The organism is Pseudomonas sp. AC016 (assembly GCF_979253365.1).
This window is the reverse complement of sequence record NZ_CEEDCC010000001.1, coordinates 1,599,624-1,616,479: the sequence shown is the minus strand read 5'-3', so window position 1 is coordinate 1,616,479 and position 16,856 is coordinate 1,599,624. Positions and strand designations below refer to the sequence as shown.

General features: G+C 59.9%; 14 protein-coding genes. 8 read left to right on the top strand and 6 right to left on the bottom strand.

The window, feature by feature from the left end:
* Positions 1-761: 761 nt before the first annotated feature.
* Positions 762-3,674, bottom strand: a complete 2,913-nt coding sequence (locus tag AC0IXS_RS07125) for a ribonucleoside-diphosphate reductase subunit alpha (RefSeq protein WP_004887321.1) — start codon at positions 3,672-3,674, stop codon at positions 762-764.
* 688 nt (positions 3,675-4,362) lie between these two features.
* Between AC0IXS_RS07125 and AC0IXS_RS07120 the strand changes: the two genes are divergently transcribed.
* From AC0IXS_RS07120 to fhuF, 3 genes are read left to right on the top strand one after another with little or no spacing between them, the layout of a single operon-like run.
* Positions 4,363-5,100, top strand: coding sequence for a response regulator (locus tag AC0IXS_RS07120; protein ID WP_162864889.1), 738 nt, complete (start codon positions 4,363-4,365; stop codon positions 5,098-5,100).
* A 6-nt stretch (positions 5,101-5,106) separates the two neighbouring features.
* Positions 5,107-6,717, top strand: coding sequence for an ATP-binding protein (locus tag AC0IXS_RS07115; RefSeq protein WP_057411244.1), 1,611 nt, complete (start codon positions 5,107-5,109; stop codon positions 6,715-6,717).
* A gap of 46 nt (positions 6,718-6,763) precedes the next feature.
* Positions 6,764-7,450 carry a siderophore-iron reductase FhuF gene (gene fhuF / locus AC0IXS_RS07110; protein ID WP_471824213.1) on the top strand — a complete coding sequence of 229 codons (687 nt, stop codon included), beginning with the start codon at positions 6,764-6,766 and terminating at the stop codon, positions 7,448-7,450.
* 31 nt (positions 7,451-7,481) lie between these two features.
* On the opposite strand, the gene AC0IXS_RS07105 is transcribed toward fhuF, so the two are convergent.
* Complete coding sequence (locus AC0IXS_RS07105) at positions 7,482-8,207, bottom strand: 4'-phosphopantetheinyl transferase family protein (protein WP_471824211.1); 726 nt, start codon at positions 8,205-8,207, stop codon at positions 7,482-7,484.
* Positions 8,208-8,570: 363 nt separating this feature from the next.
* Positions 8,571-9,359, bottom strand: coding sequence for a dienelactone hydrolase family protein (locus tag AC0IXS_RS07100; protein WP_004887304.1), 789 nt, complete (start codon positions 9,357-9,359; stop codon positions 8,571-8,573).
* A gap of 160 nt (positions 9,360-9,519) precedes the next feature.
* On the opposite strand from AC0IXS_RS07100, the gene AC0IXS_RS07095 reads away from it, so the two are divergent.
* From AC0IXS_RS07095 to AC0IXS_RS07080, 4 genes are all read left to right on the top strand, one after another.
* Positions 9,520-9,864, top strand: a complete 345-nt coding sequence (locus AC0IXS_RS07095; protein ID WP_004887302.1) for a hypothetical protein — start codon at positions 9,520-9,522, stop codon at positions 9,862-9,864.
* A 33-nt stretch (positions 9,865-9,897) separates the two neighbouring features.
* Entirely contained in the window at positions 9,898-10,575 is a 678-nt protein-coding gene (locus tag AC0IXS_RS07090; RefSeq protein ID WP_004887300.1) for a response regulator, read from the top strand.
* Entirely contained in the window at positions 10,572-11,918 is a 1,347-nt protein-coding gene (locus tag AC0IXS_RS07085; RefSeq protein ID WP_025993788.1) for an ATP-binding protein, read from the top strand. Before AC0IXS_RS07090 ends, AC0IXS_RS07085 begins: the two co-directional genes overlap by 4 nt.
* 564 nt (positions 11,919-12,482) lie before the next feature.
* Positions 12,483-13,835: a dicarboxylate/amino acid:cation symporter gene (locus tag AC0IXS_RS07080; RefSeq protein WP_043304347.1), complete on the top strand. Its 1,353-nt coding sequence runs from the start codon at positions 12,483-12,485 to the stop codon at positions 13,833-13,835.
* A gap of 63 nt (positions 13,836-13,898) precedes the next feature.
* Here the strand turns inward: AC0IXS_RS07080 and AC0IXS_RS07075 are convergent, their stop codons facing one another.
* Together AC0IXS_RS07075 and AC0IXS_RS07070 are read right to left on the bottom strand one after the other, a co-directional pair.
* The gene (locus AC0IXS_RS07075; RefSeq protein WP_057407966.1) at positions 13,899-14,393 is read right to left on the bottom strand and encodes a SprT family zinc-dependent metalloprotease; all 495 of its coding nucleotides are present in this window, start codon (positions 14,391-14,393) and stop codon (positions 13,899-13,901) included.
* 121 nt (positions 14,394-14,514) lie between these two features.
* Positions 14,515-15,114: a Yip1 family protein gene (locus tag AC0IXS_RS07070; RefSeq protein ID WP_025993789.1), complete on the bottom strand. Its 600-nt coding sequence runs from the start codon at positions 15,112-15,114 to the stop codon at positions 14,515-14,517.
* A gap of 219 nt (positions 15,115-15,333) precedes the next feature.
* On the opposite strand from AC0IXS_RS07070, the gene ttcA reads away from it, so the two are divergent.
* Complete coding sequence (gene ttcA / locus AC0IXS_RS07065; RefSeq protein WP_004884191.1) at positions 15,334-16,158, top strand: tRNA 2-thiocytidine(32) synthetase TtcA; 825 nt, start codon at positions 15,334-15,336, stop codon at positions 16,156-16,158.
* A 6-nt stretch (positions 16,159-16,164) separates the two neighbouring features.
* Here the strand turns inward: ttcA and AC0IXS_RS07060 are convergent, their stop codons facing one another.
* Entirely contained in the window at positions 16,165-16,836 is a 672-nt protein-coding gene (locus tag AC0IXS_RS07060) for a DNA-3-methyladenine glycosylase I (RefSeq protein WP_043304340.1), read from the bottom strand.
* Positions 16,837-16,856 lie beyond the last annotated feature (20 nt).

The window sequence follows — 16,856 nt, the reverse complement described above, 5'->3', positions numbered from 1 at the left end:
CGCAGGTACTGAAATTGAGGCTGTCTTGATGCTGCGATTGACCGGTTATGAGCGTGTCGGTCGTCCGTTCGGTTTGCTGCCGTGGCAATGCCCTACAGGCGAGCAAAGCGAGTGATCTGGATTGCTTTGAGGTGATGCAATTTTGCTGATGCAAATTGTCATTCGAGTACCCTGAAGCGAGCGCGGGATTATACAGATTTTGCCCGGCACTTGTTGAACCGAAAGTAGATTTCGGTGGGTGATTCACGCTTTTTTCTCGCAGGCTTCAGCATCGGTTTACGCGTTGCTGAAAGCCGCAGGAAATTCAGCTGAATCCCTTATCTAGTGTTTTTTACATTTCGAAACGCAGCATATAGTGCCTGCAGGTTTTGGGCAACAGGCTGCGTTGTCGCACATAGGTCCGGTTTTCACTGATGCGTAATCGGTAGATTTCCTGCGCATCGCGGCTGCCGGGCTTCTTGGCGTGATGAGATGTTTGAGGGGATGATTGGCGGTCTTTTTCGGCGCTGATTTTAACTGCGAATTCATGCGGGATTCGACGAGCGGTGTATTGGCGCCTTTCAGTGTTTCTTCAACACAGACTGTATTTGCGCGCAGCTTTAGACCTTGTTTTTTCAGACCCAATGGGACGCAGAGCGTCCCGGGCGGCATGCCAACGCGGAGCATTGGCACGATCATATTCCAGCGTAACCGCCACACAACAAAAAGCCCCTGAAAAGGGGCTTTTTGCTTACTGCCGTACGGGGCTCAGACGCTCAGCCTTATTGGCAAGCCTCGCAATCCGGCTCGTCAATGGCGCATGCCTTTGGAACCGGTGCCGGACCTGCCGGTGCGGCTTCGGTCGGGCGCGGGGCGGTGATGGCCGAGTCGTCCGGGCCGTGGCCGCCGCTCGATACTGCGTTGAGCTTGCCGGTGTTGACGGTCGACTTCTCGGTGCTGGTCGCAGCCAGGGCACGGAGGTAGTAAGTGGTTTTCAAACCACGGTACCAGGCCATACGGTAGGTCACGTCCAGCTTCTTGCCCGATGCGCCAGCGATGTACAGGTTCAGCGACTGAGCCTGATCGATCCACTTCTGACGACGGCTTGCCGCGTCGACGATCCACTTGGTGTCCACTTCGAAGGCCGTCGCGTACAGCTCTTTGAGCTCCTGCGGGATGCGCTCGATCTGCTGCACCGAACCGTCGTAGTACTTCAGGTCGTTGATCATGACCGAGTCCCACAGATCGCGAGCCTTGAGGTCGCGAACCAGGTACGGGTTGATCACGGTGAATTCGCCCGACAGGTTCGATTTCACGTACAGGTTCTGGTAGGTCGGTTCGATCGACTGCGACACGCCGGTGATGTTGGCGATGGTGGCGGTCGGTGCGATGGCCATGATGTTCGAGTTACGAATACCTTTCTGCACGCGGGCACGTACCGGTGCCCAGTCCAGGGATTCCTTCAGGTCGACGTCGATGTACTTCTCGCCACGCTGCTCGATCAGGATCTGTTGCGAATCCAGCGGCAGGATGCCTTTGGACCACAGCGAACCCTGGAACGTCTCGTAGGCGCCACGCTCGTCGGCCAGATCGCAGGACGCCTGGATGGCGTAGTAGCTGACCGCTTCCATCGAGGAGTCGGCGAACTGCACGGCAGCATCGGAACCGTACGGGATGTGCTGCAGATACAGCGCGTCCTGGAAGCCCATGATGCCCAGGCCGACCGGACGGTGGCGCAGGTTGGAGTTCTTGGCCTGCGGCACGGAGTAGTAGTTGATGTCGATGACGTTATCGAGCATGCGAACGGCTACGTCGACAGTGCGCTTGAGCTTGTCGGTGTCCAGTTTGCCGTTGACGATGTGGTTCGGCAGGTTGATCGAGCCCAGGTTGCAGACCGCGATCTCGTCCTTGTTGGTGTTCAGGGTGATCTCGGTGCACAGGTTCGAACTGTGAACCACGCCCACGTGCTGCTGCGGGCTGCGCAGGTTGCACGGGTCCTTGAAGGTCAGCCATGGGTGGCCGGTTTCGAACAGCATCGAGAGCATCTTGCGCCACAGATCCTTGGCCTGGATGGTCTTGAACAGTTTGATCTTGCCTGGGTATTCGGTCAGCGCTTCGTAGTACTCGTAACGCTCCTGGAAGGCCTTGCCGGTCAGGTCATGCAGGTCCGGTACTTCGGATGGCGAGAACAGGGTCCACGGGCCGTCATCGAAGACGCGCTTCATGAACAGGTCAGGGATCCAGTTGGCGGTGTTCATGTCGTGGGTACGACGACGGTCATCACCGGTGTTCTTGCGCAGCTCGATGAACTCTTCGATGTCCATGTGCCAGGTTTCCAGGTAGGCACAGACAGCGCCCTTGCGCTTGCCGCCCTGGTTGACTGCTACAGCGGTGTCGTTGACCACTTTCAGGAACGGCACGACGCCCTGCGATTTGCCGTTGGTGCCCTTGATGTACGAGCCCAGTGCACGAACCGGCGTCCAGTCGTTGCCCAGACCGCCTGCGAATTTGGACAGCATGGCGTTGTCGTGGATCGCGTGGTAGATGCCCGACAGGTCATCCGGCACGGTGGTCAGGTAGCAGCTGGACAGCTGTGGACGCAGGGTGCCGGCGTTGAACAGCGTCGGGGTCGACGACATGTAGTCGAAGGACGACAGCAGGTTGTAGAACTCGATAGCGCGGTCTTCACGAGCCTTCTCTTCGATGGCAAGGCCCATGGCCACGCGCATGAAGAAGATCTGCGGCAGTTCGAAACGTACGCCATCCTTGTGGATGAAGTAACGGTCGTACAGGGTCTGCAGGCCCAGGTAAGTGAACTGCTGATCGCGCTCGTGGTTGATCGCCTTGCCCAGCTTCTCAAGGTCGAACTCGGCCAGCACAGGGTTGAGCAGCTCGTACTTGATACCGGCAGCGACGTAGGCAGGCAGTGCCTTGGCGTACAGGTCGGCCATCTCGTGGTGCGTGGCGCTTTCGGCCACTTGCAGGAAGCTCAGGCCTTCGGCACGCAGGGTGTCCATCAGCAGGCGGGCAGTCACGAACGAGTAGTTCGGCTCACGCTCGACCAGCGTACGGGCAGTCATCACCAGCGCGGTGTTGACGTCTTTCAGCGCAACGCCGTCGTACAGGTTCTTCAGGGTTTCGTTCTGGATCAGGTCGGCGTCGACTTCAGCCAGACCTTCGCACGCTTCGGTAACGATGGTGTTCAGGCGGCCCATGTCGAGCGGCGCGAAGCTGCCGTCAGCGCGGGTGATGCGGATCGAAGGGTGAGCCTGGACTTCGTCTTCCGGTGCACGAACGGCACGCTCTTTGGCGCGCGAGTCACGGTAGATGACGTAGTCGCGGGCCACTTTCTGCTCGCCGGCACGCATCAGGGCCAGTTCGACCTGGTCCTGGATTTCTTCGATGTGGATGGTGCCGCCCGAAGGCATGCGACGCTTGAAGGTGGCGGTGACCTGTTCGGTCAGGCGGGCAACGGTGTCGTGGATGCGCGACGAGGCGGCAGCAGCGCCGCCCTCAACTGCAAGAAACGCCTTGGTGATGGCGACGGTGATCTTGTCATCGGTGTAAGCGACGACAGTGCCGTTACGCTTGATCACGCGCAGTTGACCAGGAGCGGTTGCGGACAGGTCCTGCTGGGCCTGGCCTGACAACGGCGCAGTGGTCGGCGAGTTCTCGCGAGTTGTGTCTGTTTGCATGGGTGTCTCCACGTTCTTTAAGTTTGTTCGGGCATCGCTGCCCACCGTTCCGTTTTGTGACAGTGAGTCGCCAACCGGACGACTCAATGACTCCAAAACGGAGGTGGAGGCGGGTTTGGCCGCTTCCGGGTTTTGAAGTCAAAAAGGGACTGGGTCATGTGCCCAATCCCTTGCAGATCTGATGAAGCTTGCGTGTTCTATGTTGCAAGACGTGTACCGGGTCGCCTGGGTGTAAGCGCGCGCGGTTTGGTTACTGATTACGTCTTAAAGTTCAACCCCTCAAACGCAAGAAAAATGCTTGAATTTTTCAATTGAGTTGTGCTGGAGTTTTCGCAGAAAACCCTACATGTAGGGTGTGACTGCAGGTCGGGCTACAAGATAATGCGTTTCGGACATCAATTGCAACGTACGACCTGTGGATAAACTTGTGAGTACTTTGTGTATGAATCACCCACATCGCGTGTAGGCCGCATGGCTGCTGCGTCGGACCGTTTGTCACTGATTTTTACAGATGTCATTGGGCTGCAACGGATTTTTGCGGGCGCGAACCCTATCACAGAAAAAGCAGCCTGCAAGGGGCATCTGGCATGTCGTGTGGTTTGCCGCGCGATTGCTACAATCGCCGGACATCCGCGCGACGCGGCGGTGCCTGAATCCGCTATTCAATAACAACAAAAGGAAGCCCTTCGTGGAGCCACATACCTGGCAGGTGCTCATCGTCGAGGACGATCAGCGATTGGCGGAACTGACCTGCGACTACCTGCAGAACAACGGCCTGAGCGTCAGTATTGAAGGCAACGGCGCGCTGGCGGCAGCGCGCATCATTCAGGAACAGCCGGATCTGGTCATCCTCGACCTGATGCTGCCCGGCGAAGACGGCTTCAGTATTTGCCGCAAGGTGCGAGACCGCTATGACGGGCCGATCCTGATGCTCACCGCCCGCACTGACGACACCGATCACATTCAGGGGCTGGACACCGGCGCTGACGATTTCGTCTGCAAGCCGGTTCACCCGCGCGTGCTATTGGCGCGCATTCACGCCTTGTTGCGCCGTAGTGAGGCGCCACAGGTGCCCGCCGCCGAGCTGCGCAGGCTGGTGTTCGGGCCGCTGGTGGTGGACAACGCACTGCGCGAGGCCTGGTTGCGCGAAGAGAGCATCGAACTGACCGGTGCCGAATTCGACCTGTTGTGGCTGCTGGTAGCCAACGCCGGGCGCACGCTGTCCCGTGAAGAAATCTTCACGGCCCTGCGCGGCGTGGGGTATGACGGGCAGGATCGCTCCATTGATGTGCGCATCTCGCGCATCCGTCCCAAGATTGGCGACGATCCTATCCATCCGCGTCTGATCAAGACCGTGCGCAGCAAGGGCTATCTGTTCGTGCCTGAAGCCGCGCAGGACATGAGCGGCCATGTGTTCAGCGGCTGACCTGTCATGAACTCGATCTTTCTGCGTATCTACGGCGGCATGCTTGGCGTACTGGTGCTGGTGGCGCTGCTCGGCATGCTCGCGCTGCATGGCCTCAATCAGGCGCGTGGCGAGCAGTACCGTGAGCGTCTGGCCCATGGCACGTTCACGGTCATGGCCGATAACCTGATCGCCCTCAACGATGTGGAGCGTCGCCGTGCGCTGGCGGTCTGGGAGCGTTTGCTGGGTATTCCGCTGAGTCTGCAAAGCCTTGAGCAGGCACAACTGGACAGCAGCGCCCGCAGTCGGCTGGCGCGTGGGCAGGTGGTGGTCGAGCAGATCGGCCCGCATGCGGCGAAGGTCTATCGCCAGTTGAGCGACAAGGAGCCGCTGCTGTTGACGGGCGAGGTGCAGCAGATCACTGAGCAACTGGCGAGGGCGACTATTTACCTGCTGATCGATGAATTGGTGCGCTCCCCGGTCGATGAGCAACCGGCGCGCCTGCAGGCGTTGCGAGTCGACAAAGGGTTCGGTTTCGACATGCACCTGCTGGCGCTGGATCAGGCTGATCTGGATGACGACCAGCGTCGCCGCATCTATGAAGGCGACACGGTCATGGCGCTGGGCAAGGGCGGTGACTCGATCCGTGTGCTGGCCGGAATCGTCGACACCAATTGGGTGCTGGAAATCGGTCCGCTGTACCAGATGAATCCCTATCCGTTGCAATGGCTGGTGCTGATCGCCTTGCTGGGGCTGTGTTTCATCGGTCTGGTGGTGTACCTGCTGGTGCGGCGTCTGGAGCGTCGGGTGCTGGCGCTTGAAGCGGCCGCCACGCTGATTGCCCAGGGCAGCCTGCAGACGCGCGTGCCCACCGAGGGCTCGGATTCGGTCGGGCGGCTGGCGGCGGCCTTCAACAGCATGGCTGAGCACTTGCAGCGTTCGCTGATGATCCAGCGCGAGCTGGTGCGTGCGGTGTCCCATGAGTTGCGCACGCCGGTGGCGCGTTTGCGCTTCGGGCTGGAGATGGTCAGCGACGCGACCACGACCGAAGCACGCCTGAAGTACATGCGCGGCATGGACAGCGATATTCAGGACCTCGATAAACTGGTGGATGAAATGCTGACGTACGCCCGGCTTGAACAGGGGGCACCAACGTTGAATTTCCAGCGTATCGATCTGGAGGCGTTGATCGATCAGGTAATTGCCGAGCTGGCGCCGTTGCGCGCTGACGTGCGGGTTTCACGGGGTGAGTGCATCACGGCGGCTGAGGGTGAAGCGGCGTGGGTCGAGGCGGAACCGCGCTACATGCATCGGGCGTTGCAGAATCTGGTCAGCAACGCCATGCGCCATGCCGAAACGCAGGTGTCCATCAGCTACCGCCTGGGTGCGCAGCGTTGCCGTATTGATGTGGACGACGACGGCCCCGGCGTCCCGGAGGACGCCTGGGAGCAGATATTCACCCCCTTCATGCGCATCGACGACAGCCGCACGCGCGCCTCGGGCGGGCACGGGCTGGGACTGTCGATTGTGCGGCGCATCATCAACTGGCACGAAGGGCGAGCGCTGATAGGGCGAAGCGAAAGCCTGGGCGGCGCGTGCTTCAGTCTGTCCTGGCCACGTACGCAGGCGCCGAGGTGAAGGTCATCCATCGAAAGATCGCTTTTGTGGGAGTAGCCAGTCAGTTATGTTTGATGAAAGCCAGCTTGAACTTCGTCCATCCGCCAGCGACGTCGTGGCACTGCCCGACCTGCTGCACCCCGAGCGGCTGGACGCGCTGATGCTGAATGTCTATGGCGTGACGCTCATGCCCAGCCATTTGCCGGTGCTGGTGTCGCAGTGGGCGAAGTATTACTTCATGCAGATCATCCCGGCGGTCCTGTCGGCCAGTCTGCTGGAAGGACGTCATTACGCGCTGCACCTGGATCAGGTCTCGCTGACGCTGGATGAACGAGGTCTTCCGGTAGGTATCCGGTTCGCAGAAGAGGTCGTCGTGTTGGCGCAGGTCGAGACTGATCCGTTCCAGCGCTTTGCCGGTCTGCTCGACGACAATCTGCAGCCTTTCATCACCACGCTAAGCCGTTACGGCGGGCTGGCGAGCAGTGTGTTGTGGAGCAGCGCGGGAGATGCGCTGGAAACCTGTCTGACCGAACTCGTGGCAGGCAGCCATGCATCATTGGCGGCAGGGTTCGCCTTGCTGGCTGAGCGCAAACGTCCCGATGGCCGCCTCAATCCGCTGTATCAGACGGTGACCTATATAAAGCAGGCAAAGCAGGCCGAAGACGCCGAACCGCGCAGGCAGCGAAAAGCCTGTTGCCTGAGTTATCAGGTGGAGTGGGTCGGCCGGTGCGAGCATTGTCCGCTGCACGACTGATCCCCGAAGACAGCGATCCCGATGGTACTGATCAAGCAGGGATCGAGATGAGGCTCAGCAGATGATCGTCCTGCACGCTGAACTGACCTTCCAGTTCCTTGCCGTGGTGCCATTCGCTGGACAGGTCGATCAGCAGGCGCAGGCGGGCGCTGCCGTCCTGCGACCATTCCAGTAGCTCGGCGTGCTCGAAGTAGAAGCGCTGCTGCACGATGGGATAAAGGGCCTTGAACAGCGCTTCCTTGATCGAGAAGGTCAGCGTCACGCGCAGGGCGATCTGATCGTCCGGCCCGTTGGCCATGTCGGCCAGCTCATTGGCCGTCAGGATTTCCCCGGCCAGACGCGAGGCACGGTCGTGGCTCAGCAGATGTTCAGTGTCCAGCCCCAGCCCGCGCCATTGCTGTTGGTGCGCCACGATGGCTGCGGCCCAGCCGGTGCTGTGGGTGATCGAGCCACAGATGTCGCCTGGCCAGATAGGCGCACGGTCTTCGCCGATACCGGGGATGTACTGACGTCCGTCAAGCCTGCGCAGCGCGTCGCGGGCACACAGACGACCGGCGAGAAACTCGGTCTGACGCTTGGCAACCGAGCGCTGGATGCTGGCAGGTTTGTCGACAGCGGTGTGCTGAAAGTCGCCATCGACCAGCATGAGCGGATCGAAACGGCCGCTGACCAGCACCGCACCGGGTACCGCGTAAGGCAACGGCCAGTGCTGGACAAGTTCGGGACAGCAGGCGGGAAGGGCAGGTGATTGAGTCATGAACGGCATTTTGCCGGGGGATCACGCTTGAGGGAAGGCTTGCGATGATCGCTCCCATGCTCCGCGTCCGCTTTGAAATGGGACGCGGAGCGTCCCGGAGATCAATGATCGTTGGTCGTTCCCACACTGCGCTCAGCGTTATACCCGAGTCTTGCTGCGACCACGGACGGTGGGAGGCGGCTTGCCGGCGATGCTTTTCTGAAGCGACCTATCAGTGACTGAACGGACGCCATCGCCGGCAAGCCGCCTCCCACGGGGTATGCATTCAGTCAGTCCCTTTCGTTTTGTCCCCCGTTTTGCGCGTCTTGCGGACTTGTGTACAACGATGAGCGCGGAACATGGGCACGATCAGCGTTCAAGAGATCAACCAAAGATTTTCTTGAAGAACACCTGCATGTCCGACCACGAACTCTGGTCAGCCGCCTTGTCGTAACCGATGTCCGGGCCGCCGTGTTCGCCATGGCTCAGGCGGTCGGCGTCGGGGTTGGTGAAGCCGTGTTTGGCGCCGTCGATGCTGACGAATTTGTAGTCAGCCTTGGCGTCGTCCATTTCTTTCTTGAAGGCCGCCACGTTTTCAGGCGTCACCATGCTGTCCTTGGCGCCATGTTCGACCAGCATCGGCACCTTGATGCCCGGTTTGGCTGGCGTGTTGGTGACCAGTGCGCCGTGGAAACTCACCACGCCTACAAGTGGCTCACCGCGACGGGCTGCATCGAGCACGATCTTGCCGCCGAAGCAGTAGCCGATGGCGGCGATCTTTGCAGGGTCGGTCTGTGGCTGTTTCTTCAACTGCTCAAGGCCCGCATCGAAACGCTTGTCGGCGGCATCGCTGTCCTTGAGGGCGGCCTGCATGAAGGCCATGGCGTCTTTCGGGTGCTCGGTGTTCTTGCCGTCGCCGTACATGTCGATGGCCATGGCGCTGTAACCCAGCGCAGCCAGATCACGGGCGCGACGCTTGGCGTATTCATTCAACCCCCACCATTCATGAACCACCAGCACGCCGGGGCGCGGGCCTTTTATCGCGTCGTCGTAGGCGTAGTAGCCCACCAGCTTGGTGCCGTCGGCACTTTTATAATCGACCTGTTCGGTCTTGATCGCGGCCTGGGCAAGTCCCGCAAGGCCCATCATGATCACTGCCATCCACACGCGCATGTTCAGCTCCTTCTTGAGTGGGGTGTCGCATTGAAGGGCAACAATAGCCGATTCGGTGCCATTCAGCGCAGGTTCATGCAGCGTTCAGTCGGGGTTCAGGGCGGCACGCTTACTGTTGAGCCATACCTTGACAGCGTCCCCGAGCGCAAAAGGAGTCCGCATGTTGAACATCAACAAGTTTTTCCTGGCCCTGGCTTTTCTGGGTGGTAGTGCGGCGGCGCAAGCCGGTGATGGCAGAGTCGAGCCGACGCGTATCGAGTTTGGCAAGACCAGCGAACGCCTTGATGATGCCAACGGCTGGAGCCACGAACTGGGCCAGCAGGACCGCAGGAATGTTGCAGTGGGGACGCTTTACTCGCCGCCGGTTTACGGCGTGGTGTCGGGCACCCACAATGGCATGCCCGTCAGCCGTGATATTTTGCTGGGCAGCTATGATGTAACCCGGCATGTGCCTGTGAGCGCTCGGCTGTTGAGTACCGATGCGACGCTGTCGATTCATTCCTGATATTAAGGCTGGGGCTGTGCCTGGGAGGGCTGCATGAAGTTGTTGGTGGTTGAGGATGAAGCGTTATTGCGGCATCACCTGCGGACCCGTCTGACCGAAGCGGGGCATGTGGTCGAAGCGGTGGCCAATGCCGAAGAGGCGCTGTATCAGGTCGGTCAGTTCAATCATGATCTGGCCGTGATCGACCTGGGTCTGCCCGGCATCGGCGGTCTGGACCTGATTCGTCAGTTGCGCACCCTGGGCAAGTCTTTTCCGATCCTGATCCTGACCGCGCGCGGCAACTGGCAGGACAAGGTCGAAGGTCTGGCTGCCGGTGCCGACGACTACGTGGTCAAACCGTTTCAGTTCGAAGAGCTGGATGCGCGGCTCAACGCCTTGCTGCGTCGTTCAAGCGGTTTCATTCAGTCCACCATCACTGCCGGGCCGCTACTGCTGGACCTCAACCGCAAACAGGCGGCGCTGTCCGAGCAGCCGCTGGCGCTGACGGCCTACGAATACCGGATTCTTGAGTACCTGATGCTTCATCATCAGCAGGTGGTGCCCAAAGAGCGATTGATGGAACAGCTGTACCCCGACGATGACGAGCGCGATCCGAACGTGATCGAAGTGCTGGTGGGGCGTCTGCGCCGCAAACTGGACAGCAACATGGCCTTCAAACCCATCGAAACCGTACGCGGCATGGGCTACCTGTTCACTGAGCGCTGTACGTGATTCGTTCGCTTCGCCTGCGCCTGATGCTGGGCGCTGTGACGCTGGCGATCATCTTCATGCTGCTGATGCTGCCTGCGTTGCAGAGCGGCTTCAGCCTGGCGTTGCGCGGTGCGATCGAGCAGCGGCTGGCGTCGGACGTGACCACGATGATTTCTGCGGCGCGTGTCGAGGATGATCATCTGTTGATGCCTTCGGTGCTGCCGGGCGAGCAGTTCAACCTGCCGGGCAGCCGCCTGATGGGCTACATCTATAATCGTCAGGGGCAGATGGTCTGGCGTTCGCTGTCCACCGAAGACCTGGACATCGACTACCACCCCAACTATGACGGGCAGGGCAGTCAGTTCACCAAGATCAAGGAAATCAACGGCGACGAGTATTTCGTCTACGACGTCGAGATTCGCCTGCTGGGTGGCCGCAATGCCGCTTTCAGTATTGTCGCTGTGCAGCCACTGCGCGGGTATCAGGAAACCGTCAACAATTTGCGTCAAAAACTCTATCTGGGGTTCGGCGCTGCCTTGCTGGTATTGCTGGGGTTGTTGTGGGGCGGCCTGACCTGGGGCTTGCGTGCCCTGAGGGGACTGAGTCACGAGCTTGATCAGGTGGAAGCCGGCGAGCGCGACAGCCTGAGCGAAAAACACCCCAGTGAACTGCTGCGCCTGACCGATTCGCTCAACCGCCTGTTGCGCAGCGAACGCGAGCAACGGGCACGCTATCGCGATTCCCTGGGCGATCTGGCCCACAGCCTGAAAACCCCGTTGGCGGTCTTGCAGGGGGTCAGTGAAAACATTGCCAAACGTCCCGAAGATGTCGAGCAGGCCCGCGTGCTGCAATCGCAGATCGAGCGCATGAGCCAGCAGATCGGCTATCAATTGCAACGCGCCAGCCTGCGCAAGAGCGGGCTGGTGCGTCATCACGTGATGCTGCGGCCGGTGATCGAAAGCCTGTGCAACACGCTGGACAAGGTGTACCGCGACAAGCGGGTCAAGGCCACGCTGGACCTGCCCCAGGATTGTCAGGTGCACATGGAGGAAGGCGCACTGCTGGAAATGCTCGGCAACCTGCTGGAAAACGCTTACCGACTGTGTCTGAGTGAAGTGCGCGTCAGCTTCAGCGCATCGGCGTCCGGCGACGAGCTGTGCATCGAAGATGACGGCCCCGGCGTCCCGCAGTACCAGCGGGCTCGCATCCTCGAGCGCGGCGAACGTCTCGATCGCCAGAATCCGGGGCAGGGCATCGGCCTGGCCGTGGTCAAGGACATCATCGAAAGCTACAGCGCACAACTCACGCTGGATGATTCGCCTCTGGGCGGCGCGGCGTTCAGGATTCACTTCATGGCCGAGTAGGTGTGGGGCTGAATGTGACGCGGAGCGTCACGGGCGAGTGCGCAATACCAACCTGTGGGAGGCGGCTTGCCGGCGATGAACGATGACGCGGTTCCCCTGACATGCCGCGTCGCCTGCATCGCCGGCAAGCCGCCTCCCACAGTCCGCGGTCGCAGCAGGACTCGGGTATAACGCTTAGCACAAGCATGGGCATGATCGGCGTGCTTGAGATCACGCTGATCGTTACCACGCTCCTGCGTGGTAACGCCGCTCAGGACGCTCTGCGTCCGATTCCGTACTCACTGCGAAAGGCGGATACCCGCCACTGAAGCCCGGTTTTCAGCTCAATACGGCGGAAAACCGCCATCTCTTTTTCCGGTTTCCGGCTATCGTTACCCCAGCGCCCTTGTAATACGTGGCGTTGATGTCCTTTTGCCTGCATGGCACGCCTATTGCTATCTAACCTGTAGAGGTCTGCCCCGCGCAGCTCGACAAAACAAATCCCTCCAATGCAGGAGGGTTAGCGCTTTATAGGCTCGCGTGCATCCGGTGAAGATGCCGACGACGCCCTTGAGGATAACTGCAATGACGACTCGTCAGCCCATCTACAAATCTCTCTATTTTCAGGTAATCGTAGCGATTGTCATCGGTATCCTGATCGGCCACTTCTACCCTGACACCGGCAAGGCCCTCAAGCCGCTGGGTGACGGGTTCATCAAGCTGATCAAGATGGTCATCGCCCCCATCATCTTCTGTACAGTCGTCAGCGGCATCGCCGGCATGCAGAACATGAAGTCGGTCGGCAAGACCGGTGGCTACGCACTGCTGTACTTCGAAATCGTTTCGACCATCGCCCTGTTGATAGGCCTGATCGTTGTAAACGTGGTTCAGCCGGGCGCCGGCATGAACATCGACGTCAGCACCCTCGACGCCTCCAAGATCGCTGCCTACGTCACTGCCGGTAAAGACCAGAGCATCGTCGGCTTTATCCTCAACGTCATCCCGAATACCATCGTCGGCGCATTCGCCAACGGCGATATCCTGCAAGTCCTGATGTTCTCGGTGATCTTCGGTTTCGCCCTGCATCGCCTGGGTGCCTACGGCAAGCCGGTGCTGGACTTCATCGATCGCTTCGCTCACGTGATGTTCAACATCATCAACATGATCATGAAGCTGGCGCCAATCGGTGCGTTCGGTGCCATGGCCTTCACCATCGGTGCCTACGGCGTGAGCTCGCTGGTGCAGTTGGGTCAGCTGATGATCTGCTTCTACATCACCTGCGTGCTGTTCGTGGTGCTGGTACTGGGCGCGATCTGCCGCGCTCACGGTTTCAGCATCTTCAAGCTGGTTCGCTACATCCGTGAAGAGCTGCTGATCGTACTGGGTACTTCGTCGTCGGAGTCGGCCCTGCCACGCATGCTGATCAAGATGGAGCGTCTGGGTGCCCAGAAGTCTGTCGTAGGTCTGGTTATCCCGACGGGCTATTCGTTCAACCTGGACGGTACTTCGATCTACCTGACCATGGCGGCTGTGTTCATCGCTCAGGCGACCAACACCCATATGGACATCACGCACCAGATCACCCTGTTGCTGGTCCTGCTGCTGTCCTCCAAGGGTGCTGCTGGCGTGACCGGTAGCGGCTTCATCGTTCTGGCTGCCACCCTGTCGGCTGTCGGCCACCTCCCGGTTGCCGGTCTGGCGCTGATCCTGGGTATCGACCGCTTCATGTCCGAAGCGCGCGCCCTGACCAATCTGGTTGGTAACGCGGTTGCCACCGTCGTGGTTGCCAAGTGGGTGGGCGAGCTGGACACCGACAAGCTGCAGTCCGAGCTGGCTTCCGGTGGTTCCGCGATCCTGGAAACCCGTCCTGAAGACGACCTGGGCGTCGCTGAAGGCCCGACTCCAGCCAACGCTGTGAACACCGGCAAAACCGTCTGATCATCAGGCCATGAAAAAACCCATCTTCGGATGGGTTTTTTTATGCCTGCATTTAAGGAGCAGTTACTCGGTTCGCGTCTCGCCGCTGAACACCAGCGTCTGACGGCAGCGTCTGCACAGGTAGCGTCTGCCTTTGCTGACCAGGCTGTGGCGCTGGGCGGTGAAGGGGAAGTCGCTGTCGGCGCACGGGCAGCGATAGATATAGCGCGTCACGCTGCGACGTTTGACGGCGTAGGTATGGCAACGGTTGGGCGGCAGCTCGTACACGCCGCGCATGATCAACTGCCACTCTTCGCCGTGCGGCTGGATGCTGCCGCCGAACAGCTGGTGGGCGATCAGGTGCGCGACTTCGTGCGGCACGGTCTGGCGCAGAAAGTCTTCGGCGTTTTCCTGATACAGCTGCGGATTGAAGCGCAGCAGGTTTTCATGCAGATGGGCAACGCCTGCCTTCTGACCGCGCAGCTTGAAGCTGACGACCGGGCGTTTGAACGTACGTTTGAAAAAGGCTTCGGCTTGTTGGTAACAGGTTTCGACGCGGGAATTGAGTTGCTCGGGCATGCTGTGTGGCTCTCCAATGCGCCAAGTATGCCGTAATGTGGAGGCCGGCTGAAAACGCCAGCCGCCCGGTGGTCATTTACATAGACGGGTCTGCACTGCGACAGACCCGCTCAGCTCCTGCTCAATTGGTGTATTCCGGACCTATTCCGATGCCCCACAGCACGACAGTAAAAGCCATGATTGCGACCAGCACCACCAGACCGACCGACAGTACGGAGCTGGAGAACATGAACCCCTCTTCCGAGGGTATGTTCATGAAGGTCGGCAGGCCGACGTAAAGCAGATAGACCGTATAACAGACCGCCGCAGTCCCGGCCACCATGCCGAGCCACAGGTGCGGGTAAAGCGCAGCCAGTCCGCCGAAGAACAGCGGCGTGGCCGTGTAGGTGGCGAACGCGATGCACTGCGCGAGGGTGGGCGTGGCGTCGTAGGTGCGTGCCATCCAGTGAATGAAACTGCCCATGACCGCCACACCTGCCAGCATGGAAGCGTAAGACATGATTGCCATCCAGATGGCGCTGCCATGGGTGAGCATGACCGGTGGGCGCTCGCCGATCACCCAGCCCACTTGCGTGGTGCCTATATAGGCGGAAACCACGGGGATCGCCGCCAGAATCAGCGTGTGCGAGAGGTAGAGGTGGCCGATGGACTCATCCTCGCTACGGATCTGCTTCCATTCCTGGTCGGGGTGCGTGAACAGGCCCCAGACATGGTGAATCATGAGCGTACTCCTTGATGTTCGGATTCGGCTTCATGAACCAGTATAGAAACCTGAGTTGTCGATAGAACCCAAGGCTTAGAGCGTTTGGCGATTGCCCGGACTCTGTTAATAGCGTGAGGTGCTGTACATCAGGCACGCGTCCATTGTTTAACCCGCTCACGGTTTTGCGTAAAATGGCCGCCTTTTCTCACTGTCATCGTCAGCGGATACCACCAGTACATGGGCACCCTTTCAGTCAATCAGAACAAACTGCAGAAACGCCTGCGTCGGCTGGCCGGCGAAGCGGTTGCCGACTTCAACATGATTGAAGAGGGTGACAAGGTCATGGTCTGCCTGTCCGGTGGCAAGGACAGCTACACCATGCTCGATGTGCTGATGCATCTGCAGAAAGTCGCGCCGGTGAAGTTTGACATCGTCGCCGTGAACATGGACCAGAAGCAGCCGGGCTTTCCCGAGCATGTGTTGCCGGCCTACCTGAAAGCGCTGGGCGTCGAATACCACATCGTCGAGAAGGACACTTACTCGGTGGTCAAGGAACTGGTGCCGGAAGGCAAGACCACCTGTTCCCTGTGCTCACGTCTGCGTCGCGGCACGCTGTACACCTTCGCCGACGAGATCGGCGCGACCAAGATGGCGCTGGGTCATCATCGTGACGACATTGTCGAGACCTTCTTCCTCAACATGTTCTTCAACGGTTCACTGAAGGCCATGCCGCCCAAGCTGCGCGCCGACGACGGGCGCAACGTGGTGATTCGTCCGCTGGCGTACTGCCACGAGAAAGACATTCAGGCGTATTCGGATCTCAAGGCGTTCCCGATCATTCCATGCAACCTGTGCGGCTCCCAGGAAAACCTGCAGCGTCAGGTGGTCAAGGAGATGCTTCAGGACTGGGAGCGCAAGACGCCCGGCCGTACCGAAAGCATCTTCCGCGCCCTGCAGAACGTGCAGCCTTCGCAGCTGGCGGATCGCAATCTGTTCGACTTCACCAATCTGCGCATCGACGAAACCGCCGCCTCGCGGTTCGTCAATGTGGTCAATATCTGAGCCTGATCAGTGGTTGACCGTGAACGCCAGCATGGCTGACAGCTGGCACATCGGTCTGCCGCTTTCGGCGTGCCACTGGTTGAACGCGTCCTGCACGATGGCCTGATCGCGCTTGCTGGTCGGCACTCGGTCGACGATGTCCTGTGCGTTCAGCGCCGCGACGACGTCATAGCTGGGAATGAAGGTGTCCTTGCCGACCATGCGCAGGAAGCGTGGCGCGGACAGCCCGCCCATCTGGTTGCCGTGCTTGGCCAGGTATTGCCAGAGGCCGGTGATGTTATCGACCGGCCATTGGGCGATGAACTGGCCGAAACTGCCGTGTTCCTGCTCGATGTCCAGAATCAGCTGAGCGTTGCGCGGCACGCTCTTGAGTTTGCCCAGATGGCGAATGATGCGCGCGTCCTGCATCAGACGTTCCAGGTGATCGGCCCCCATCAGCACGACTTTTTCCGGATCGAAGCGAAAGAACACCTCTTCGAACGCGGGCCACTTTGAGTCCACCAGACTGTGCTTGAGGCCTGCACGAAACACGCGCAAGGCCAGGGTCGACAGGTAGCGGTCGGCGCCGATGGCTTGGAGTTGTTTCGGTGTCTTGGGGGTTGGCAGGTGGGCTTCCAGTGCTTTGGCGGAGCCGAAACGGTTCAGGCAGTACTCGTTCAGCCATTTGTAATCGTGCATCGGTTCTCCAAAGGACAGTC

Coding starts and splice junctions, on each gene's coding strand:
- AC0IXS_RS07080 (WP_043304347.1), top strand. CDS start 12,483: ATGACGACTCGTCAGCCCATCTACAAATCTCTCTATTTTCAGGTAATC.
- AC0IXS_RS07075 (WP_057407966.1), bottom strand. CDS start 14,393: ATGCCCGAGCAACTCAATTCCCGCGTCGAAACCTGTTACCAACAAGCC.
- AC0IXS_RS07095 (WP_004887302.1), top strand. CDS start 9,520: ATGTTGAACATCAACAAGTTTTTCCTGGCCCTGGCTTTTCTGGGTGGT.
- AC0IXS_RS07090 (WP_004887300.1), top strand. CDS start 9,898: ATGAAGTTGTTGGTGGTTGAGGATGAAGCGTTATTGCGGCATCACCTG.
- AC0IXS_RS07070 (WP_025993789.1), bottom strand. CDS start 15,114: ATGATTCACCATGTCTGGGGCCTGTTCACGCACCCCGACCAGGAATGG.
- AC0IXS_RS07100 (WP_004887304.1), bottom strand. CDS start 9,359: ATGCGCGTGTGGATGGCAGTGATCATGATGGGCCTTGCGGGACTTGCC.
- ttcA (WP_004884191.1), top strand. CDS start 15,334: ATGGGCACCCTTTCAGTCAATCAGAACAAACTGCAGAAACGCCTGCGT.
- fhuF (WP_471824213.1), top strand. CDS start 6,764: ATGTTTGATGAAAGCCAGCTTGAACTTCGTCCATCCGCCAGCGACGTC.
- AC0IXS_RS07105 (WP_471824211.1), bottom strand. CDS start 8,207: ATGACTCAATCACCTGCCCTTCCCGCCTGCTGTCCCGAACTTGTCCAG.
- AC0IXS_RS07125 (WP_004887321.1), bottom strand. CDS start 3,674: ATGCAAACAGACACAACTCGCGAGAACTCGCCGACCACTGCGCCGTTG.
- AC0IXS_RS07060 (WP_043304340.1), bottom strand. CDS start 16,836: ATGCACGATTACAAATGGCTGAACGAGTACTGCCTGAACCGTTTCGGC.
- AC0IXS_RS07115 (WP_057411244.1), top strand. CDS start 5,107: ATGAACTCGATCTTTCTGCGTATCTACGGCGGCATGCTTGGCGTACTG.